Annotated in this window: 4 protein-coding genes; all 4 read left to right on the forward strand. The window is 75.0% G+C overall.

Annotated features, from left to right (window positions below; translation table 11 throughout):
* The first annotated feature begins 6 nt into the window (after positions 1-6).
* The 4 genes from MXD61_RS02125 to MXD61_RS02140 are packed head-to-tail and all read left to right on the forward strand — an operon-like array spanning position 7 to position 21,139.
* On the forward strand, positions 7-16,947 hold the full coding sequence (locus MXD61_RS02125; protein ID WP_248811181.1) for a non-ribosomal peptide synthetase: 16,941 nt from the start codon (positions 7-9) through the stop codon (positions 16,945-16,947).
* The gene (locus MXD61_RS02130) at positions 16,944-18,620 is read left to right on the forward strand and encodes an ABC transporter ATP-binding protein (RefSeq protein WP_248811182.1); all 1,677 of its coding nucleotides are present in this window, start codon (positions 16,944-16,946) and stop codon (positions 18,618-18,620) included. Before MXD61_RS02125 ends, MXD61_RS02130 begins: the two co-directional genes overlap by 4 nt.
* The gene (locus MXD61_RS02135) at positions 18,613-20,346 is read left to right on the forward strand and encodes an ABC transporter ATP-binding protein (RefSeq protein WP_248811183.1); all 1,734 of its coding nucleotides are present in this window, start codon (positions 18,613-18,615) and stop codon (positions 20,344-20,346) included. Before MXD61_RS02130 ends, MXD61_RS02135 begins: the two co-directional genes overlap by 8 nt.
* Positions 20,318-21,139 (forward strand): siderophore-interacting protein, encoded by an 822-nt coding sequence (locus MXD61_RS02140; protein ID WP_248811184.1) that lies wholly within the window; start codon positions 20,318-20,320, stop codon positions 21,137-21,139. The genes MXD61_RS02135 and MXD61_RS02140 overlap by 29 nt, the downstream gene beginning before the upstream one ends.
* Positions 21,140-21,210 lie beyond the last annotated feature (71 nt).

Here is a 21,210-nt window from a genome sequence, read left to right on the forward strand (position 1 = left end):
ACCACGGTGTCGCCGACGACGGGGCAGCGGACAACAGCACCACCGCAGGTGGGACTGGAGCTGACCGGGGCGCAGGCCGGAGTGTGGTCCGCGCAGCGGATCGACCCGCACAGCCCGAGCTACAACGTCGCACAGTACGTCGAGATCGACGGGCCGCTCGACGGCGAGCTGTTCGCCGCCGCGGTACGGCGCACGGTGACCGACGCGCAGGCGTTGCGGGTCCGGCTGGTGGAGACGCCAGCTGGGCCCCGCCAGCTCGTCGGCGAGGGGCCGACCACGCCGCTGCGCCACGTCGACCTGCGGGCGCAGGCCGACCCGTTCGCCGCGGCGATGGCCGCGATGCGCGCCGAGCTCGCCGTCGCGGTGGAGCTGACCGCGGGCCCGCTCACCGCCCAGGTGCTGTTCCGGCTGGCCGACGAGCATCACCTGTGGTTCCAGCGGTTTCACCATGTCCTCGTCGACGGTTACGGGGCCAACCTGATCGCCCGCCGTGGTGCGCAGGTGTACTCGGCGCTGGCCGGGGGCGAGGCCGTGCCGGACAGTCCGTTCGGATCGCTCGAGGATCTGGTGGCGGTCGACACGGCCTACCGTGCGACCCCCGGGCACGACGCGGACCGGGCGTTCTGGCGTGACCGCTACGCCGACCAGCCGGCGGTCACACCGCTGACCGGTCGCACCGCGCCGCCCGGCGCCACGTTCCACCGCCACCGCGTCACCGTGCCGGGTGGGCCGGTGGTGGAGGCGGCGCGGGCGGTGAAGGTGACCTGGGGCGAGGTGGCGACCGCGGCGGTCGCCGCCTACGTGCGCCGGGTCACCGGCAGCGCCACGGTGGTGCTCGGAGTGCCGTTCGCCGGCCGGCTCGGTTCGGCCGCGATGCGCATTCCCGGCATGCTCGTCAACGTCCTGCCGGTGCGTTTCGACATCACCGGGGAGCACACCCTGGCGGGCCTGACCGCCGCCGCGGCCGGCGAGCTCGCCGCGGCCCGCCGGTATCAGCGCTACCGCGGCGAGGACCTGCAGCGTGACCTCGGCCTCGTCGGCACCGACCGACCGCTGTACGGGCCGGCGGTCAACATCAAGGCCTTCGACCACACGCTGGAGTTCCACGGCGCCCCTGGACGGATCCGCAACCTTGCCGCCGGGCCCGTCGACGACCTCGAGTTCACCGTCTACAAGGACGCCGACGACGCGCTGACCTTCGAGCTCGACGCGAACCCGGCGCTGTACAGCGCCGACGACCTCGCCGCGCACGCCCGCCGTTTCACTGCCCTGCTCGCGGCCCTGGTCGCCGAGCCGCACCGGCCACTGGGCGACGTCGACCTGCTGACCAGCGCCGAGCGGCACCTGCTGCTAGGCGACCGGGCCGGTAGCTCCCATCCGGCCCGGTCGGCGACAGCGACAGCGACGGTCGCCGCGATGCTCACCGCCCAGGCCGCTGCGACGCCGCACGCCGTGGCGCTCGTCGGCGACGGCCGCACCCTGACCTTCGCCGACCTCGACACCCGGGTGAACCGACTGGCCCGCTGGCTCATCGCCCAGGGAGTAGGGCCGGACACGGTGGTCGCGCTGGCCCTGCGCCGCTCACCCGACCTGGTCGTGGCGCTGTTCGCGGTGCTCGCGGCTGGCGGCGCCTACCTTCCGCTGGACCTGGACCATCCACCCGAGCGCCTCGCGTTCATGCTGTCCGACGCCGAGCCCACCGTCATCCTCACCACCGCCGGTTCCGCGGAACAGCCAGGCGCCATCGCCGCACGCACGGTGGCGCTGGACGGGCTGGATCTCGCCGGATTCTCCCCGCTGCCGCTGACCGACGACGAGCGGCACGCGCCGCTGCACCCCGCCGACGCCGCCTACCTGATCTACACCTCGGGGTCGACCGGACGGCCCAAGGGGGTCATCGTCACCCACGCCGGTCTGGCGAACCTGCTGGCCGACCACCGGGAGACGGTGTTCGCGGCCGCCGCGACCGCTGCCGGGGGGCGGACGCTGCGCGCGGCGCACACCGCGTCGTTCGCGTTCGACTCGTCCTGGGAGCAGCTGCTGTGGCTGCTGTGCGGCCACGAGCTGCACGTCTGCGACGAGGAGCTGCGCCGCGACGCGCAGGCACTGGTCGACCACGCCCGCACGCATCGCCTGGACACCTTCGACGTCACTCCGTCGTTCGGCGCCCAGCTCGTCGACTGCGGCCTGCTCGACGGAGACCATCCGCCGGTACTCGTCCTCATCGGCGGTGAGGCGGCCGGCGACGCGCTGTGGAGCCGGCTGCGCGCCGCCGCGCCCGCCACGGCCAGCCACAACTACTACGGGCCGACCGAGTACACCGTCGACGCGCTCGGCGCCGACCTCGGCGCCAGCGACACGCCGCTGGTGGGCCGGCCGATCGCGAACACCGCCGCCTACCTGCTCGACGATCGCCTGCAACTCGTACCACCCGGTGCTGTCGGGGAGCTGTACCTGGCCGGCGCCGGTCTCGCCCGCGGCTACCACCGCCGGCCGGGCCTGACCGCTGCCCGTTTTGTGGCCTGCCCGTTCGGTGCGCCGGGGGAGCTGATGTACCGCACCGGTGACCTGGCCCGGTGGTGTTCGGACGCAACCCTGGAGTACCTCGGCCGCGTTGACGACCAGGTGAAGATCCGCGGCTACCGGGTCGAGCTCGGCGAGGTCGAGACCGCGCTGACCGACCAGCCGGACGTCGCCCAGGCCGCGGTCGTCGTGCACGAGCGGGCCGCCACCCCACGGCTGGTCGCCTACGTGGTGCCCGCCGGAGCAGGCACCACGCCGGACCCGGCGGCGCTGCGCGCCCGGCTGCGTGACCGGCTGCCCGAACATGGCGTGCCGGCCGCCGTCATCGTGCTGCCCGCACTGCCGCTGACCGTCAACGGCAAGCTGGACCGCCGGGCGCTGCCCGAACCGGATTTCGACACCCTGGTGTCCGCCGACGCCGCGCCGCGCACCGAGCTGGAGGCGCACCTGGCCGTGATCCTCGCCGACGTGCTCGGCCTGGACCGCATCGGCATCCACGACAACTTCTTCGAGCTCGGCGGCGACAGCATCACCTCGATCCAGGTCGGTAGCCGGGCCCGGCAGGTCGGCATCCTGGTCACCCCTCGCCAGCTGTTCGAACGCCGTACCGTGGCGGGCCTGGCTGCCGTCGCCGGTCGGACCGACCTGGCCGGGCGCCCCGCCGAGCATGCCGACGACGGCGTCGGGGAGCTACCGGCCACCCCGATCATCGCCTGGCTCGGGGCCCTCGCCGGCCCGGTCGAGCGGTACAGCCAGTCGACCGTGCTCGCCGTGCCGGCGGGCCTCACCACAGCGACGCTGACCGGCGCGTTGCAGGCCGTCCTCGACCACCATGACATGCTGCGCCTGACCGCCCGGCGCGACCGCCCTGCCGGTGCCGGCGGCTGGACGCTACGTACCGGAGCGCGCGGATCGGTGCGGGCGCGGGAGATCCTCACCCGGATCGACGTCGCCGACGGCCGGCTGGCCGGCGGTGACCTCGACGAGCTGGCCCGCGCCGAGACCGGTGCCGCCGCGGACCGCCTGGACCCGGCCGGTGGCATCGTCGCGCAGGCTGTCTGGTTCGACGCCGGGCCGCAGCAGCCCGGCCGGCTGCTGCTCACCCTGCATCACCTGGTCGTCGACGGCGTGTCCTGGCGGGTGCTGCTGGCGGACCTGCGGGCGGCCGCCGAGGCCGTCGGCGCCGGCCGGGAGGCCCGGCTCGCCCCGGTGCCCGTCTCCTACCGGCGCTGGGCCCAGGCACTGCACGCCGCCGCCCGTGATCACCGCCCGGAACTGGCCTACTGGACGACGCTGCTGGACATCCCGACGCCGTCCGGCCTGGTGGCCCGCCCGCTCGACCCGCGCCACGACACCCTCGCCAGCGTCGCCACCCTGGTGACCACCGCTCCTCTGCACACCGCCGCTCCTCTGCACACCGCCGTGCCGGGTGGTGACCTGCTCGCCGTCGTCGCCGCCGTCATCCGCGGCGGACCTGACGAGGTGCTGCTCACCGCGCTCGCGCTCGCCGTCGCCGGGACGGCACCCGGCCCGCTGCTGGTCGACCGGGAGGGCCACGGCCGCGGCGAGCCGCGCCCCGACCTCGACACCGCCCGCACGCTCGGCTGGTTCACCACCGAACATCCGGTCTGCCTGGACCTGCGCGGCATCGACCCGACCGCCGCCCTCGCCGGTGGGCCCGCCGCCATCGACGCCCTGCGCAGGGTCAAGGAGCAGCTGCGGGCCGCACCAGGCGGTGGCGCCGGATTCGGCCTGCTGCGTCACCTCGACCCCGAAGGGCGCGCCGCGCTCGCCGACCGACCCGCACCCCCGATCCTGCTCAACTACCTGGGACGGTTCGCCCCCACCCCGGTCTCTGCCCGCGCCGTCGACGCGGCCCTGTGGACGACCGCCGCGGGTGCGCAGGCGTTCACGGTGGAGACCGACCCCGCCATGCCGGCCGGCCACGCCCTGGAGATCAACATCTTCGTGGTCGACGGGCTGGACGGCGAGCGGCTGCGCATCCACTGGTCCTGGCCGCAGGGCGTCTTCGCGGACGGCCTCGCCGGTGTGGACGAACAGGGCACGGTCGCCGCGCTCGCCCGCCGCTTCACCGACGCGCTCGCGGCGCTCGCCACCGCCGCCCGGGCACCCGGCGCGGGCGGCCTGACCCCCTCCGATGTCCCGCTCGTCGCGCTGGAGCAGACCGACCTCGATGCGCTCGGCCCCGGCATCGTCGACGTCCTGCCGCTGTCCCCGCTGCAGGAGGGGCTGCTGTTCCACGCGGAACTGGCCGACGGCGAGACCGACCCGTACACGTCGCTGTTCGCGGTGGACCTCGACGGCGCCCTCGACGCCGAGCGGCTGCACCGAGCGCTGGCCACCGTGCTCGCCCGCCACGACAGCCTGCGCGCCGCGTTCCCCGCGGGCGCCACCGCCGCCGGGCGGCCCTACCAGGTCGTCGCCGCCGAGGTGGAGCTGCCCTGGCGCGAGATCGACCTCGACGGCGCGGCCGACGTGCCCGCGGAGCTGGCCGGCCTGCTGGCGGCCGAACTGCGCGAGCCGTTCGCCGTCACCCGCCCGCCGCTGCTGCGCGCCACCCTGGTGCGCCTGCGCCCGAACCGCCACCGGCTGATCGTCGCGAGCCACCATCTCGTCCTGGACGGCTGGTCCACCCCGGTGCTGCTACGCGAACTGCTCGCGCTGTACGCCGACCCGGCGGCGCTGGCGGCGGCCGTCCCCTACCGGGACTATCTGGGCTGGCTGGCCGCCCGCGACCCCGACACCGACATCGCCGCCTGGCGCGGGGCGCTCGCCGGCCTGCCCGGCCCCACCCTGATCGGCGCCGCCCTCGCCACCCTCCCGACCGCCCCGAACCTGGCCGGCGCGAACCTGGCCGGCGCGAACCTGGCCGGCGCGAACCTGGCCGGCGCGAACCTGGCCGGCGCGGACCGGATCGGCGCGGCAACCGGTACCGGTGCGGCGGCCCGCGTCCCCGTCGCCGCGGCCGAACCGCGTGACCTCGCCGTCGAGCTGCCCGCGCCGGTCGCCGACGCCCTGGCCGCCCTCGCCCGCCGGCACGGCCTGACCCTCAACACCGTGGTCCAGGGTGCCTGGGCGGTGCTGCTCGGCGCCCTCACCGACCGCGACGATGTCGTGTTCGGCGCCACCGTCTCCGGGCGTCCCACCGACCTGCCCGGCGTGGAGACGCTGGTCGGCCTGTTCAGCAACACCGTGCCCGTGCGGGTGCGGCTGCCCGCCGCGCGGACGCTGCTCGACGTGCTCACCGACCTGCAGGCCGAGCAGGCCCGGCTGCTGGAACACCAGTATCTCGGCCTCGCCCAGACACAGGCCCTGGCCGGCCACGGCACGCTGTTCGACACGCTGCTCGTGTTCGAGAACTACCCTCTGGACGACCTGCCGGCCGCCGCGCGCCTGCAGCTGGCCGGCGTGGTCAACCGCGGTTACACCCACTACCCGCTCACCCTTGTCGCCCTGCCCGGGGCCGGTATCCGGCTGGCCCTGGAATACCGGCCCGACCTGATCGCACCTGGCCAGGCCCGGGCGATCGCGGCCCGGCTGGCCGGCGTGCTGACCCAGTTCAGCGCCAACCCGCAGCTTCGGGTCGGCGCCTGCGACCTGCTGCTGCCGGCGGAACGCTCCCTGGTGCTCGGCTCCTGGTCATCCGGCGGTCGCCGGTCGCCCGGGGGGGGGGGGGGGCCGGGGCCGCGGCCCCCCCCCCCGGTGGTCACCGTGCCGCAGCTGCTGGCCGCGCAGGCGGTCGCCGATGCGGCGGACGTCGCGCTGGTCGCGGACGCCACCACCCTCTCCTTCGCCGAGCTGGACGCCCGGGTGAACCGGCTGGCCCGCTGGCTGCTCGCCCGGGGGGCGGGCCCCGACACCGTGGTCGCCCTCGCCCTGCCCCGCTCGCCCGAGCTGGTCGTGGCCGTGTTCGCCGTGCTCGCCGCCGGCGCCGCCTACCTGCCGTTGGACCTGGACCATCCGGCGGACCGGATCGCGTTCATGCTGTCCGACGCGCAGCCCACCATCATCCTCACCGCCAGCGGTTCCGCGGAACAGCTGACCGACGGTTCCAGGGAACACCTGGAGGCCGCGGCCGGGCTCGCCGGGCCGGCCGGCGTGCTGGCGAAGGCGGTCGCCCTGGACGGGCTGGACCTCACCGACCTCAGTGCGCTGCCGCTGACCGACGACGAGCGGCGGGCGCCGCCGCACCCCGACCACGCCGCCTACCTGATCTACACCTCGGGCTCCACGGGACGTCCCAAGGGGGTGACAGTCACCCACCGGGGGCTTGCGAACCTGTGCGCCGACCACCGCGACACCGTGTTCGCCCAGGCCGTCGCGCGGGCCGGGGGCCGCCGGCTGCGTGCGGCGCACACCGCCTCGTTCTCTTTCGACTCGTCCTGGGAGCAGTTGCTGTGGCTGCTGCTCGGCCACGAGCTGCACCTCTATGACGAGCGGACCCGCCGGGACCCGCAGGCTCTGGTCGCCCGGGTGGTCGCCGACCGGATTGACACCCTCGACGTGACCCCGTCGTTCGCCGTCCAGCTGCTGGACTGGGGGCTGCTCGACGGCGACCACCGGCCGGTGCTGCTGCTGCTCGGCGGCGAGGCCGTCCCGCCGGCACTGTGGACGCGGCTGCGCGACGTGCAGGACGTTCTCGTGCACGACTTCTACGGGCCGACCGAGTACAGCGTCGACGCCCTCGGTGCCCCGCTGGCGGACAGCGCGTCGCCGGTGGTGGGCCGGCCGATCGCGAACACCCGCGTCCACCTGCTCGACCATGCGCTGCGCCCGGTGCCGCCGGGGGTGGCGGGTGACCTCTACCTGGCCGGTGCGGGCCTCGCGCAGGGTTACCATCGCCGGCCCGGGCTGACCGCGGGACGGTTCGTGGCCTGCCCGTTCGGTGCGCCGGGGGAGCGGATGTACCGCACCGGTGACCGGGCCCGCTGGCAGGGCGACGGGACGCTGGTGTTCCTCGGCCGCGGCGACGACCAGGTCAAGGTGCGCGGGTTCCGGGTGGAACTCGGTGAGGTGGAGGCGGAGCTGGTCCGGGCGGGGGCCGCCACGGCCGCCGTCGTCGCCCGCCAGGACACCCCGGGCGTCACCCGGCTCGTCGCGTACCTCACCGGTGACGTGTCGCCGGCGGTGCTGCGGGACGCCGTCACCCGGCGCCTGCCCGCGCATGCCGTGCCCGCCGCGCTGGTGGTGCTGGCCGCCCTGCCGATCACCGTGCACGGCAAGCTCGACCGGGCGGCGCTGGCCGCGCTGCCCGCCCCGTCCGGCGCCGACCTGGTGGACGGCGACGGTGTGGACGCCGCCGGCGTGCGGGCGTTCGTCGACGCGCGTGTCGAACTCGTCACCGGGGTGTTCGCCGACGTCCTCGGGCTCGCCCCGGCTGGTGGGGTGGGCGTGGACAGCGACTTCTTCGCACTCGGCGGGCATTCGCTGCTGGCCACGCGGGTCGTGACCCGGCTACGGACCCTGCTCGGCCAGGACGTGGCGATCCGCGACCTGTTCGAGGCACCGACGCCGCGCACGCTGGCCGCCCGGCTGGCCGCGGCCGGCGCCGGATCCGGCCGGCACCGCCCGGCGCTGGTCGCGGGCCGACGGCCGGCGCGGCTGCCACTGTCGGCGGCGCAGCGACGGCTGTGGTTCCTCTACCGGCTGGACGGGCCGAGCGCGGTCTACAACATTCCCGTCGCGGTGCGGATCCGAGGCCGGCTGGACCACGCGGCACTTGCGGCCGCCTGGGACGACCTGGTCGGCCGGCACGAGATCCTGCGCACGGTCTACCCGGCGGACGCCGACGGGGCGCCCCGCCAGCTCATTCTCGAGCGCGGCACGGCACTGACGATCACAGCCCCGGACCCGGACGCCCCGGAGACCGCGCCGGAGGCGAGCCCGGAGGAGGTCACGGCGCTGCGCGGCGAGCTGGAACGGTATCCGTTCGACCTGGCCACCGAGCCACCGGCCCGGGCCACGCTGATCGTCGCCGGCCCGGACGAGCAGGTGCTGACCCTCGTGTTGCACCACATCGCCGGCGACGAGTCGTCCGAGGCCACGTTGCTCGCCGACCTCCACCACGCCTACCTCGCTCGTCAGGAGGGCCGCGCGCCCTGGAGCCGACCGCTGCCCGTCCAGTACGCCGACTACACGCTGTGGCAGGAGACGCTGCTCGGGGCCGAGTCCGCCGCCGATTCGCTGGCGGTCGAGCAGGCCGGTTACTGGCGCAAGGCCCTCGACGGGCTGCCCGCCGAGCTCACCCTGCCCACCGACCGGCCCCGGCCCGCCCGGGCCAGCCACCGCGGCGGTCGTGTCGAACTCGCCCTGCCCCCGGCCGTGCACCAGGGCGTCGTGGCCCTGGCCCGACGCAGCGGGACGACCGCGTTCATGGTCGTGCAGACCGCCGTCGCCGTGCTGCTGCACCGGCTCGGCGCCGGCACCGACATTCCGGTGGGGACCGCGGTCGCCGGGCGCACCGACGAGGCGCTGCTCGGGCCCGACGCCCCGACCGGTTTCTTCGTCAACACCCTGGTGCTGCGCACCGACCTGTCCGGCGATCCGCGGGTGGCCGAGCTGCTCGACCGGGTCCGCGAGACCGACCTGGCCGCGCTCGCCCACCAGGATCTGCCCTTCGAACGGCTCGTGGAGATCGTCAATCCGGCCCGGTCGCTCGCCCGGCATCCGCTGTTCCAGGTGATGGTCGCCCACGTGCGGGCCGCCGCCGCGCACCGCGGCCTGTTCGGCCTGGAGGGCCAGCTCGAACCCGACACCGGTACCGACTCCCGGTTCGACCTCGCGTTCCGGTTCGTCGAGTCGGCCGACGCCAGCGCCACCGCCCTCACCGTCAACCATGCCCTCGATCTGTTCGACGCCGACACCGCCGAGCGGCTCGCGGCCCGGCTGGTGCACGTCCTCGGACAGCTCGTCGCCGACCCGCAGACCCGGCTCGCCGACATCGAGGTGCTCAGCCCGGCCGAGCGCACGCTCGTCCTCGACACCTGGAACGCCACGGAGCACCCGTTGCCCGCGCAGACCCTGCGCGACCGGCTTCGGGCCCAGATCCGCCGCACCCCGGACGCACCGGCCATCCGCTGCGAGTCGCAGACGCTGAGCTACGGCGAGCTGGGCAGGCGGGTGGCGGGCCTGGCCCGGGAACTCGCCCGGCACGGCGCCGGCCCCGAACGTCTCGTCGCGGTCGCCCTGCCCCGCTCGGTCGACCTGCTGGTGACCGTCGTCGCCATCCTCGAGGCCGGCGCCGCCTACCTGCCCCTCGACCTCGGCCACCCACCGGCGCGACTGGCCACGATGCTCGCCGACGCCCAGCCGGTCTGCGTGGTCACCACCGTCGCCGACCAGCTTCCCGAGCTCACCGTGCCCCTGGTCCATCCCGCCGGGGGTCGCGCCGGGCTCGCCGGCAGCAACGGCTTCACCGGCCCTCCGGCGGACGTCACCGGAGCGGATGTCGACGCGTTCGAGGGGCCGCCGCCGCATCCCGACCATCCGGCATACGTGATCTACACGTCCGGGTCGACGGGCACGCCCAAGGGGGTGGTGGTCAGCCACCGGGCCATCGTCAACCGGCTGCGCTGGATGCAGGACACCTACCCGCTGGGCTCCGACGACCGGGTGCTGCACAAGACCCCGTTCGGGTTCGACGTCTCGGTCTGGGAGCTGTTCTGGGCCCTGTGCGAGGGTGCCGTCGTCGTCGTCGCCCGGCCTGACGGGCACCGCGATCCGCGGTATCTGGCCGGGCTGATCCGCACCGAGCGGATCACCACGGCGCACTTCGTCCCGGCCATGCTGGCGGTGTTCCTGGCCGATCCGGCGGCGCCCGGCTGTGTCGGGCTGCGGCGGGTGTTCACCTCCGGTGAGGCCCTGCCGGGGCCGGTCGCCGCCCGGTTCGCGACCGTGCTGCCCGGGGTGGCGCTGCACAACCTGTACGGGCCGACCGAGGCCGCCGTCGACGTCACCAGCTGGACGTGCGGACCCGACGATCCCACGGTGCCGATCGGCCGGCCGGTGTGGAACACGCGCACCTATGTCCTGGACGCGGCCCTCGCGCCGGCGCCGGTGGGCGTGGCCGGCGAGCTGTACCTGGCGGGCGTCCAGCTGGCCCGCGGCTACCTGGGCCGGGCCGCGCTGAGCGCCGACCGGTTCGTCGCCGACCCGTACGGCCCGCCGGGAACCCGGATGTACCGCACAGGGGACCTGGCCCGTTGGCGCGCCGACGGGGTGCTGGAATACCTCGGGCGCACCGACGACCAGGTGAAGATCCGCGGCAACCGGATCGAGCTTGGCGAGGTCGAGACCGTACTGACCCGGATCGCCGGGCCGACCGCCGTCGTCGTACGCGAGGACACCCCCGGCGTGCGTCGGCTGGTCGCCTATGTCGCCGCGCCCGGTGTGGACGCCGCGGCGGTGCGGGTCACCGCCGCCCGGGCGCTGCCCGAGTACATGGTGCCCGCGGTCGTCGTCGCGGTGGACACCCTGCCGGTGACCGTCAACGGCAAGCTCGACCGGACCGTCCTCGGTGCGCTGCCCGCCCCCGAGCTGGCCGGCCGGGCGACCCCGGCCGCCGCGACCGGCGTCGGCGATCCGGTGCTGGCCGCGGTCACCACGGCGATGCAGGACGTGCTCGGCCTGGCCGATCTCGGCCCGGACGAGGACTTCTTCGCCCTCGGTGGCGACAGCATCCTGTCGATCACCCTGGTCGCGAAGGTCCGCCAGGCCGGCTACGAGCTGGCCCCACGGGACATCTTCGAACATCCCACCGTGGCGGGGCTGGCTGCCCTCGCCCAGCCGCTCGCGTCCACGACCGCGGCCGGCGGTGACGGGACCGGCGGCCCCGGCGGCCCCGGCGGGTCGGACGCGTCCATGCCACCGGCGGCGCCGGCGCGCAGCGGGCCGCTGCCGTTGCTGCCGGTGGTGCACTGGCTGCGGGAACGCGGCGGCCCGATCGGCCGCTTCCACCAGGCCCGGGTCGTGCGGGTGCCAGCCGGCGCCGACCCGGATCGGATCCGCGACGCCCTGCAGACCCTGCTCGACCATCACGACGCCCTGCGGATCCGGCTGGCCCGCCCGCACCCCACCGTCTGGTCGACGACCATCGCCGAACCCGGCACGGTCCGCGCCGAACACCTGCTGCGCACCGTTTCCACTCCAGCCCCAGCCCCAGCCGGCGACGGGTGGCACCGGCAGCTGATCACCGAGGCCGACGCCGCCGCCGACCGGCTCGACCCGGACGCCGGCGTCATGGTCCAGGCCGTGCTGTTCACCCCCGATCCGGTCGCCGCCGGCCCGGACGGGTCCCGGCTGCTGCTGGTCGTGCACCATCTGGCCGTCGACGGGGTGTCCTGGCGGATTCTGCTGCCGGACCTCGCCGCCGCCTACGCCGGACGACCGCCTGCCACGGCCGGCACACCGCTGCGGGCCTGGGCGGGGCAGCTGGCCGAACGCGCCCAGGCGGGGGAACGCGCCGGTGAGCTCGACCACTGGCTCGCCACCGTTGGCACCCCGGTGGCCCAGCCCGCCCAGATCTCGCTCGACCCGCGTCGGGACACCGTCGCCACCGCCCGCACCCGCACGGTGAGCCTGTCCGAGAAGGTGTCCGCGGCACTGGTCGGCACCGCGCCGACGGCGCTGCGCGCGAACGTCGAGGAGCTGCTGCTCACCGCCCTCGCTCTCGCCCTGCGCAGGCACGGCGACGACGCCGGCCGGGAACCGTCCGCGCTGCTCGTCGAGCTGGAAGGTCACGGCCGCGACCCGTCCGGCCGCGGTGTCGCCGGCCGTGGCACCGGTGTCCACGACCTGACGGGCACCGTCGGCTGGTTCACCACCGTGTTCCCAGTGCGCCTGGAGCTGGCGTCGGACGAGGTCGGGTCGGCGCTCAAGGCCGTCCGGTCGCAGCGGCGCGCCGTCCCCGGCGATGGTCAGGGCTGGGGCATGCTGCGCTACCTCGACCCGCAGACCGCGGGTCTGCTCGCCGCGGCGCCCCGGCCGTCCGTGCTGGTCAACTACCTGGGCCGGTTCGGGGTCGGCGCGGACGCCGACTGGGCGCCGACCACCGACGACCTACCTGCCCGCCCCGACGCCGACCTGCCGATGGCCCACGTCCTCGAGATCGACGCGGTCACCGCGGACACCCCGACCGGCCCGCGGTTCCAGGTCACCCTCGGCTGGCCGGCGGCGCTGTTCACCGACGACGACGTCGACACGATCGCCACCACGCTCGTCGACACGCTCACCGCCCTGGTGGACCACGCCCACCGGCCGGACCGCACCGTGCTCACCCCGGGCGACCTGAGCCTGGTCGAGCTCGACCAGAGCGACATCGACCGGCTGGAAGCAGCGGTCGGCCCGGTCGACGACATCTGGCCGCTGGCCCCCCTGCAGGAGGGCCTGCTGTTCCACGCGGCGCTCGCCCAGGGTCGCACCGCGCAGGACGAACTGGACGTCTACACCGTCCAGAACGAACTCGAACTGCACCGTGACCTGGACGTCGACCGGCTGCGGACGGCCGCGACGGCGCTTCTCGCCCGGCACCCGAACCTGCGCGCCGGGTTCTTCTCCGGCGGCGCGGTGCCGGTGCAGTTCATCCCGCGCACCGCCCATGGCACCGGTGCCGCCGGGACGCTGCCGGCCGAGGGCCTGCCGATCCGCGAGGTCGACCTGTCCGACGCGGCGGACCAGCCCGCGGCGCGCGCCCGGCTGCTGGCCGCGGACCGGGCGCAGGCGTTCGACCCGGCCTGCCCGCCGCTGATCCGCTTCACCGTGATCCGGCTCGGCCCCGCCCACACGAGCCTGGTGATGATCCACCATCACATCCTGTGGGACGGCTGGTCCGAAGGGCTGTTCCTGCAGGAGCTGCTCGCCCTGTACGACAGCGGCGGTGACCCGACGGGCCTGCCGACCCCCGCGCTCTACCGGGACTTCCTCGGCTGGCTGCACCGCCAGGACGCGGCGGCCTCCCGCCACGCCTGGCGCGACGCCCTGGCCGGGCTCGCCGAACCGACCCTGTTCGCCCCGACCGACCGGGCCGGCGTCGCCGTCGTGCCCGACTCGTGCCTGGCCGAACTCACCCCGGCCCGCACCGAGGCGCTGATCGGCCGGGCCCGCCGCCACGGGCTCACCCTCAACGCGCTGATGACCAGCGCCTGGGGGTTGGTGCTCGGCGGGGTCCTCGGCCGCGACGACGTCGTGTTCGGCGCGACCGTGGCCGGGCGACCCGGTGACCTGCCCGGTTCCGCCGAGACGATCGGGCTGTTCCTCAACACCGTCCCGGTCCGCATCCGGGTCCGGGCCGACGAGACGCTGCTGGACCTGCTCACCCGTGTCCACCGGGAACGCGCCGCCGTCGTGGCCCACGAGCATGTCGGGCTCGGCGAGATCCAGCGCGCCGCCGGGCACGGCCCGCTGTTCGACACCCTCTACGTGCTGCGCAACTTCGGCGCCGACGAGGACGAACGAGAGCGCATCACCGCCGCCCACGGCATCGTCGCGATGGACTCCGTCGACGGCACCCACTACCCGCTCACCCTGGTCGTCACGCCCGAACGGGCGATGAAGGTGGCGCTGGCGTTCCGACCCGACGTCGTCGACCGCTCCGTCGCCGAGGCGATGCTCGCCCGGTTCCTGCGGCTGCTCGACCAGCTGGCCACCGACCTGTCGAGGCCGGTCGGCCAGGTCGACCTGCTCACCGACGACGAACGCCACCAGGTGCTCGTCGGCTGGAACGACACCGCCCATCGGCTGCCCGAACGCGGCATCGCGGCGCTGCTCGCCGACCAGGCGGCCCGTACCCCGGACGAGGTCGCGCTCGTCTTCGCGGACCGGACCCTCACCTACGCCGAACTCGACGCCCGCACCAACCGGCTGGCCCGGGCGCTCGTCGCCGCCGGCGCCGGACCCGAACGGATCGTCGCACTCGCCCTGCCCCGCTCCGCGGACATGGTCGCCGCCCTGTTCGCGGTGCTGGCGACCGGCGCCGCCTACCTGCCGATCGAACTGGACCTGCCACCGTCGCGGATCGCCTGGCTGTTCGCCGACGCCCGCCCGACCTGCCTGGTCACCACCGCCGCCCTCGACGCGACCCTGCCCACCATCGACGGACCGCGGCTGCTGCTGGACACCCTCGACCTGTCCGAGCACCCGGCCACCGCCCTCACCGACGCCGACCGGCGCGCCCCACTGGGCCTGGACCACCCTGCCTACGTCATCTACACCTCCGGGTCGACCGGCCGGCCCAAGGGCGTCGTCACGCCCTACCGGGGCCTGACCAACATGCTGCTCAATCACCAGGTGAACATCTTCGACCCGGCGATCGCCGGGGCCGGCGGACGGCGACTGCGGATCGTGCACACCGTGTCGTTCTCCTTCGACATGTCCTGGGAGGAGCTGCTCTGGCTGGTCGAGGGGCACGAGGTGCACGTCCTGGACGAACAGGACCGCCGTGATCCCGCCACCCTCACCGAGTACATCGACATCCACCGCGTCGACGTCCTCAACGTGACCCCCTCCTACGCCCAGCACCTGCTCGAACGCGGGCTGCTGGCCGACGGCGAGGGCCGCCACCGGCCGGCGCTGGTGCTGCTCGGCGGCGAGGCCGTCTCCGCCGCCGTCTGGGACGCGCTGCGTGACACCGACGGCGTGTGCGGCTACAACCTGTACGGGCCGACCGAGTACACCATCAACACCCTCGGCGGTGGCACCGACGACAGCGCCACCCCCACCGTCGGCCGGCCGATCTGGAACACCCGCGCCTACGTGCTCGACCGGCAGCTGCGCCCGGTGCCGCCGGGCACCGCCGGCGAGCTGTACATCGCCGGTGTCGGCCTGGCCCGCGGCTACCTGCGCCGCCCCGGCCTGACCGCCGACCGCTTCGTCGCCTGTCCGTTCGGCGCGCCGGGGGAGCGGATGTACCGCACCGGGGACCTGGTCCGCTGGCGCGGCGACGGCCTGCTCGACTACCTGGGCCGCGACGACGACCAGGTGAAGATCCGCGGCTACCGCATCGAACTCGGGGAGGTGGAGGCCGCCGTCGCCGCCGCCGGCACCGACCTGGCCGACCAGGGCAACCAGATCGGCCAGGTCGCGGTGGTCGTGCGCGAGGACAGCCCCGGGGCGAAGCAGCTTGTCGCCTACCTGGTCCCCGCCGGTGCCGGTGCGGTGGACGTGGCGGGGCTGCGGGCCCGGGTGGCCGGGCGGTTGCCGTCCTACGCGGTGCCGGCCGCGTTCGTCGTTCTCGACGCGCTGCCGCTGACCGTCAACGGAAAACTGGACCGCCGCGCCCTGCCGGCACCGGATCGTGCCCGCACGGCCGGCGCGAGCGAGCCGCGTGACGACCGGGAACGGGTGCTGTGCCGGCTGGCCGCGGACGTTCTGGGCCTGCCCGCGGTCGGCCCGGACGACAACTTCTTCGAACTGGCCGGCGACTCGCTGCTCGCGATGCGTCTGACCAGCCGGATCGCCGCGGCGCTCGGCGTGCCGCTGCGGGTGGGAACGCTGATGGCCGCCGCCACCATGGGACGTCTCGCCGAGCACCTCGCCGCGCCGCGGGCGGTGCTGGAGGCGGCGGAACGGGCCGCCTTCGACCCCGTCCTGCCCCTGCGCACCGACGGCGGCCGGGGTCTGCCACCGCTGTTCTGCCTGCATCCGCCGACCGGTCTGTCCTGGATCTACGCCGGTCTCGTGCCACACCTGGACGCGGGCCGCGCGTTGTACGGCCTGCAGGCCGAACGGCTCTCCGGCGGGGCCGGCGCGGACACCCTCGCCGCCGCCGGCGAGCAGTACGCCCGCCGCATCCTCGAGGTCCAGCCGCACGGGCCCTACCAGCTGCTGGGCTGGTCGTTCGGCGGCCAGCTGGCCTACGCGAGCGCCGCCGCGCTCACCGCCGCCGGCCACGAGGTCGCCCTGCTGGTCCTGCTCGACACCTATCCGATGACCGACGGTCCGACCCGGGGGCCGCAGGACCGGGCCGCCTTCAGCGAGCGGGAGACCCTCGACTTCGTGCTGGGGCTCGCGGGGCTCTCCCTCGACGACCTGCCGCCCGACGTCGACGCCCGGGACTGGGTGACGCGGGTCGCGCGCGACGCCGGCGGCGCGCTCGCCGGCTTCACCCGGGAGACGATCGACGCTGTCGCCGACGTCCACCACAGCGCGATCGAACAGATGCTGACCGCCGTCTATCCGCGCTACCGCGGTGACCTGCTGTTCGTCACCGCGCTCGGGGACCGCCCGGCCAGCGAGGCCGAGGACTACCTCGCCTGGGCCGAGCACGTCGACGGAGCCCTCACCCACCACAGCGTCACCCATCGCCACGGCGACCTGCTGACCCCCGCGGCCCTCGCCGACATCGGTCCGCTCGTCGCCCGTCACCTCGCCCCCGCACCGCCGTCGCCGTCCGCGGAGGAAAGCGCATGAAACCCGCCCCTGAACGGCAGCTGCTGTGGTCCTGCGTGCGGGCCTGCCGCGCGACGGTGGTGGCCGCGATGCTCGCCGGCGCGGTCCGCCAGTTCGCCCTGCTGGCCATCCCCTGGTGCCTGCAGCATGCCCTCGACGACGGCGTCACCGCGCATGACACCGGGCGGACGCTGGCCTGGGCCGGGGCGATCCTGGCCTGCGGACTCGTCCAGTTCGTCGGCCTGGTCGGCTGGGAATGGTGGGCGAACCTCGCCGACGCCCGGGTCGGGCAGGTCCTGCGGGCCCGGCTGATGCGCCGGCTGGCCACCCTCGACCGGGCCGCGCTGGTCGACTACGGCCACGGCGACCTGGCCACCCGCGCCGGCCGGGACACCGAACTGGTCCGCCAGTGGATCCACGGTCTGCCGGTGTGGGCGGTCGTGCTGACCACGTTCGCGCTGGTGCTGCCCGGCATCGCGACGATGGACACCGGCCTGCTGCTGGTGGTGCTCGCCATGGTGGTACCGCTGGCCGTGCTCAACGGCTGGTTCCCCGGCCGGTTCGGCCGGGCCAGCGCCGCGCTCGGTGCCGCCCACGCCGACCGGGCCGACGCCGTCGAGGACCTGCTCACCGCCAGCGCCGCGGTGCGCGGCCTCGGAGGCGAGCAGATGCTGGTGGCTCGCCACCACGAACGCAGCGCCGCGGTCACCGCGGCCACCGTCCGGGCGGCCCGCTACGCCTCGGCGTGGACAGCGCTCGGTCCCGCGGTGCCGCGACTCACCGTCGTCGCCGGCGTGTGGGTGGGCGGGCTGGCCGTTCTTGACGGGCGGCTCACTGTCGGCGGTCTCGTCGCGTTCGTCACCTGGATGACCACGCTCACCCTGGCGCTGCGGGTGGTCGTCGAACGGCTGGTGAACCGGGGTGACGCCGGCGCCGCCGCGAGCCGGCTGGTGGAGGTGCTCGCGTTGCTGCCCCGGGTCACCGACCCGGCGCAGCCGATCCCGCTGCCCACCGGCCCGGCCCCCCTGACGCTGCACGGCGTCACCGTCCGCCACGGTGATCGGGACGTGCTGCACAACCTGGACTTCACGGTCGCGCCGGGGGAGTTCGTCGCCGTCACCGGCCCGATCGGCAGCGGCAAGTCGACCCTGCTGCGGCTGCTCGCCCGCTGGGACGACCCGGATGCCGGCAGCGTGCGCTACGGCGACGTCGACCTGCGCACCGCCGCCGTCGACCAGGTGTCGGCCCGGATCGGTCTGGTGCCGCAACGCCCGGTGCTGCTCTCCGGCACCGTGACGGAGAACCTACGGCTGGGCCGTGACCCCGCACCCGACGCCGAGCAGGCCGCCTGCGTCGCCGCCGCCCTCGACACCGAACTCGCCGCCCTGCCCGACGGCCACGACACCGAGATCGCCGAGGGCGGTGGGTCGCTGTCCGGCGGGCAGCGTCAGCGCCTCGCGCTGGCCCGGGGCCTGGTCGGCGTCCCGTCGGTGCTGCTGCTCGACGACGTGAGCTCCGCGCTGGACCCGGACACCGAGCGGCGGGTCCTCGCCGCGGTCCGGGCACTGCACGTGCCGGGTACGACGGACCATCCGGCGGTGGTCTGGGTGACACACCGGGAGGCGGTCCTTGCGGCTGCCGACCGGGTGGTCGACCTGGCCGTCGTGGAAGCCGTGGAGGTGGCCTGTGGCTGAGCTGGCACTGCTCTCAGACGAGCCGGCGACCGAGCATCTGCTACGCCGGGTCTGGCCGTACCTGCGGCCGCACCGGCGGGTGGTGGGCGTCGCACTCGCGCTCAGCTTCGCCGACGCCGCCACCCTGGTGGCGATCGCGCCGATCATTGGAACGGCCACCGACGCGCTGACTCGCGGCGATCGGCACGGCCTCGCCGTCGCCGCCGTCGCGCTGCTGCTGGTGGTCCTCGGCCAGACCTGGCTGGCGCGCAGCAGCGAGCTGCGGCTGATCCTCGCCGGTGAGCGGATCGTGCGGGAGCTGCGCGAACAGGTCGTCGACGGGCTCGGCCGGGCGCCGCTGCGCTTCCTGGAGGCACACCGCACCGGTGTGCTGCTGCGCCGGGCCACCGGCGAGGTCGCCGATCTCGCCGCCTTCGTCCGCTCGAGCCTGCCCGACCTGCTCACCGCGGTCATCACCGGCGTGTTCACGCTGGTCCTGCTCCTGATCTACTCCCCGCTGCTGACCGCGGCACTGGTCGTGCTGTTCCTGCCGCCCGCGGTGCTGCTGATGCGCTCGTTCCGGAACGCGGCAGGGCCGGCGTTCGGCGGGCAGGCCGCCGCCGAGGCGACGGTCGCCGGGACGTTCGCCGAGACCCTCGGCGCCGGTGAGACCCTGCGGGCCACCGGTGGTCTGGGCCGGTGGTCGCGGCGGTTCGACCGGGAGAACGCCGCCGTGGTCGCGGCCGCGCGGCGGGTCGTCGTCGTGGAGAGCCGGGTCGCCGGCATCCTGATCATCGAGGGGCTGGCGCTGGCCGCGCTGCTCGCGCTCGGCGGCTGGCTGGTCGCCGAGGACCGGGTCGGCGTCGGCACCGTCGTGGTCTTCATCCTCGCCGGGCGCACCCTGTTCGAGACCTTCGACCAGGCCAGCCGGCTTGTCGGTGACGCCGAGGATGCCCGCACGGGCCTGGCCCGCCTGCTCGACCTGCTCGCGGCCACCGGCCCCGCCGCAGCGACGGATCCCGCGCCGATCGAGCTGCCGCGCCGCGGGGAGCTGCGGGCGGACGGGCTGACCTACCACTATGTGGCGGGCGTCGAGGTCCTGCACCGGATCGAGGCCGCCTTCCCGGCCGGCGACCGGGCCGGTCTTGTCGGCGCCACCGGCTCCGGCAAGACCACCCTGGTCAAGCTGCTTACCGGCCTGTACACACCGGACGGCGGGACGGTCCGCTACGCGGGCGTCGATCTGCGCACCCTCGCGCCCGCCACGCTGCGCCGGCACATCGTGCTGGTGCCGCAGGAGGTGCACGTCGTTGCCGGCACCCTCGCCGACAACCTCGCCCTGGTACCCGGGGGCGCACCGCGCGCCGAGATCGAGCGGGCGGTCACCGCGCTGGGCCTGACCGACTGGGTGGACGAGCAGCCGGGGGGCCTCGACACCGATCTCGGCGCCCGCGGCGAGCGTCTCTCCGCCGGCGAACGGCAGCTGATCGGACTGGTCCGCGCCGCGTTGGTCGACCCGGCGGTGCTCGTCCTGGACGAGGCCACCGCCCATCTGGACGAGGCCACCGCGGCCCGCCTCGAGACCGCCCTGGCCGAACTGCGTGCCGACCGAACGCTGATCGTGGTCGCCCACCGCCCGTCCACCGTGGCCCGCCTGCCGCGCCTGGTGCGGCTGCACGCCGGCGCCATCCAGAACGAGGGAACCGAGGTGAGAACGGATGTCCAGCGTGCGCCGGCCACATCCTGACCTGGCCGACGAGCGGGACTGGCCGGACTGGCAGTTCCCGGCGGTCGAGGTGCGTGCGGTGCGGCAGGTGACGCCCCGCACGGTACGGGTCACCGTCGGCGGGGCGCAGCTCGCCCGGTTCCGACCCGATCTGCCCGACCAGCACGTGAAGGTGTTCCTGCCCCCCTCGGGGCAGCGCCGCGCCGTGGTGCCGGTCGGTTCCGACTGGTATCCGGCGCTGCGGGCCCTGGCGGACGACGTCCGGCCGGCGATGCGGCTCTACACCGTGCGCGCGCACCGACCGGAACACCAGGAGATCGACCTGGACTTCGTCGTACACGGCGAGGGCCCGGGGTCGCAGTGGGCCCAGCAGGCCCGGCCGGGTGACGTCATCGGCCTGTACGGGCCGGTGGGCACCTACTACCCGCGGCCGGACGACGACTGGCAGCTGCTGGTCGCCGACGAGACGGCGTTGCCGGCGATTGCGCCGATCCTGGCCGGGCTCCCATCCGGGGGGCGCGCGCTGGTCCTCGTCGAGGTCGCCGACGCCGCAGAGGAGCAGCCGCTGCCGAGTGCGGGCGAGGTCGACCTGCGCTGGCTGCACCGCGACGGCATCCCGGCCGGGCGCAGCACCCTGCTGCTCGACGCGGTGCGCGCCGCCGACCTTCCCGCCGGCCGGGGCTATGCCTGGGTCGCGGCGGAGTCCGCGGCGGTCCGGGCGATCCGACGGCATCTGCTGGACGTGCGCGGCTTCGCCCGTGACGACGTCGAGTTCGCCGGCTACTGGAGCCACGGCGAGGTCGACGACCTGTGACCACGACCTGTGACCACGAGATGAGACACAACAGGTACCGGTTGACAATTTAGGTTAACCATACTTAACTC

Origin of the sequence: Frankia sp. AgPm24 (genome assembly GCF_023243055.1) — a bacterium.
Classification (GTDB): domain Bacteria; phylum Actinomycetota; class Actinomycetes; order Frankiales; family Frankiaceae; genus Frankia; species Frankia umida.

Excerpts from the sequence above, each read along its gene's own strand:
- MXD61_RS02140 (WP_248811184.1), top strand. The coding sequence starts at position 20,318 with ATGTCCAGCGTGCGCCGGCCACATCCTGACCTGGCCGACGAGCGGGAC.
- MXD61_RS02130 (WP_248811182.1), top strand. The coding sequence starts at position 16,944 with ATGAAACCCGCCCCTGAACGGCAGCTGCTGTGGTCCTGCGTGCGGGCC.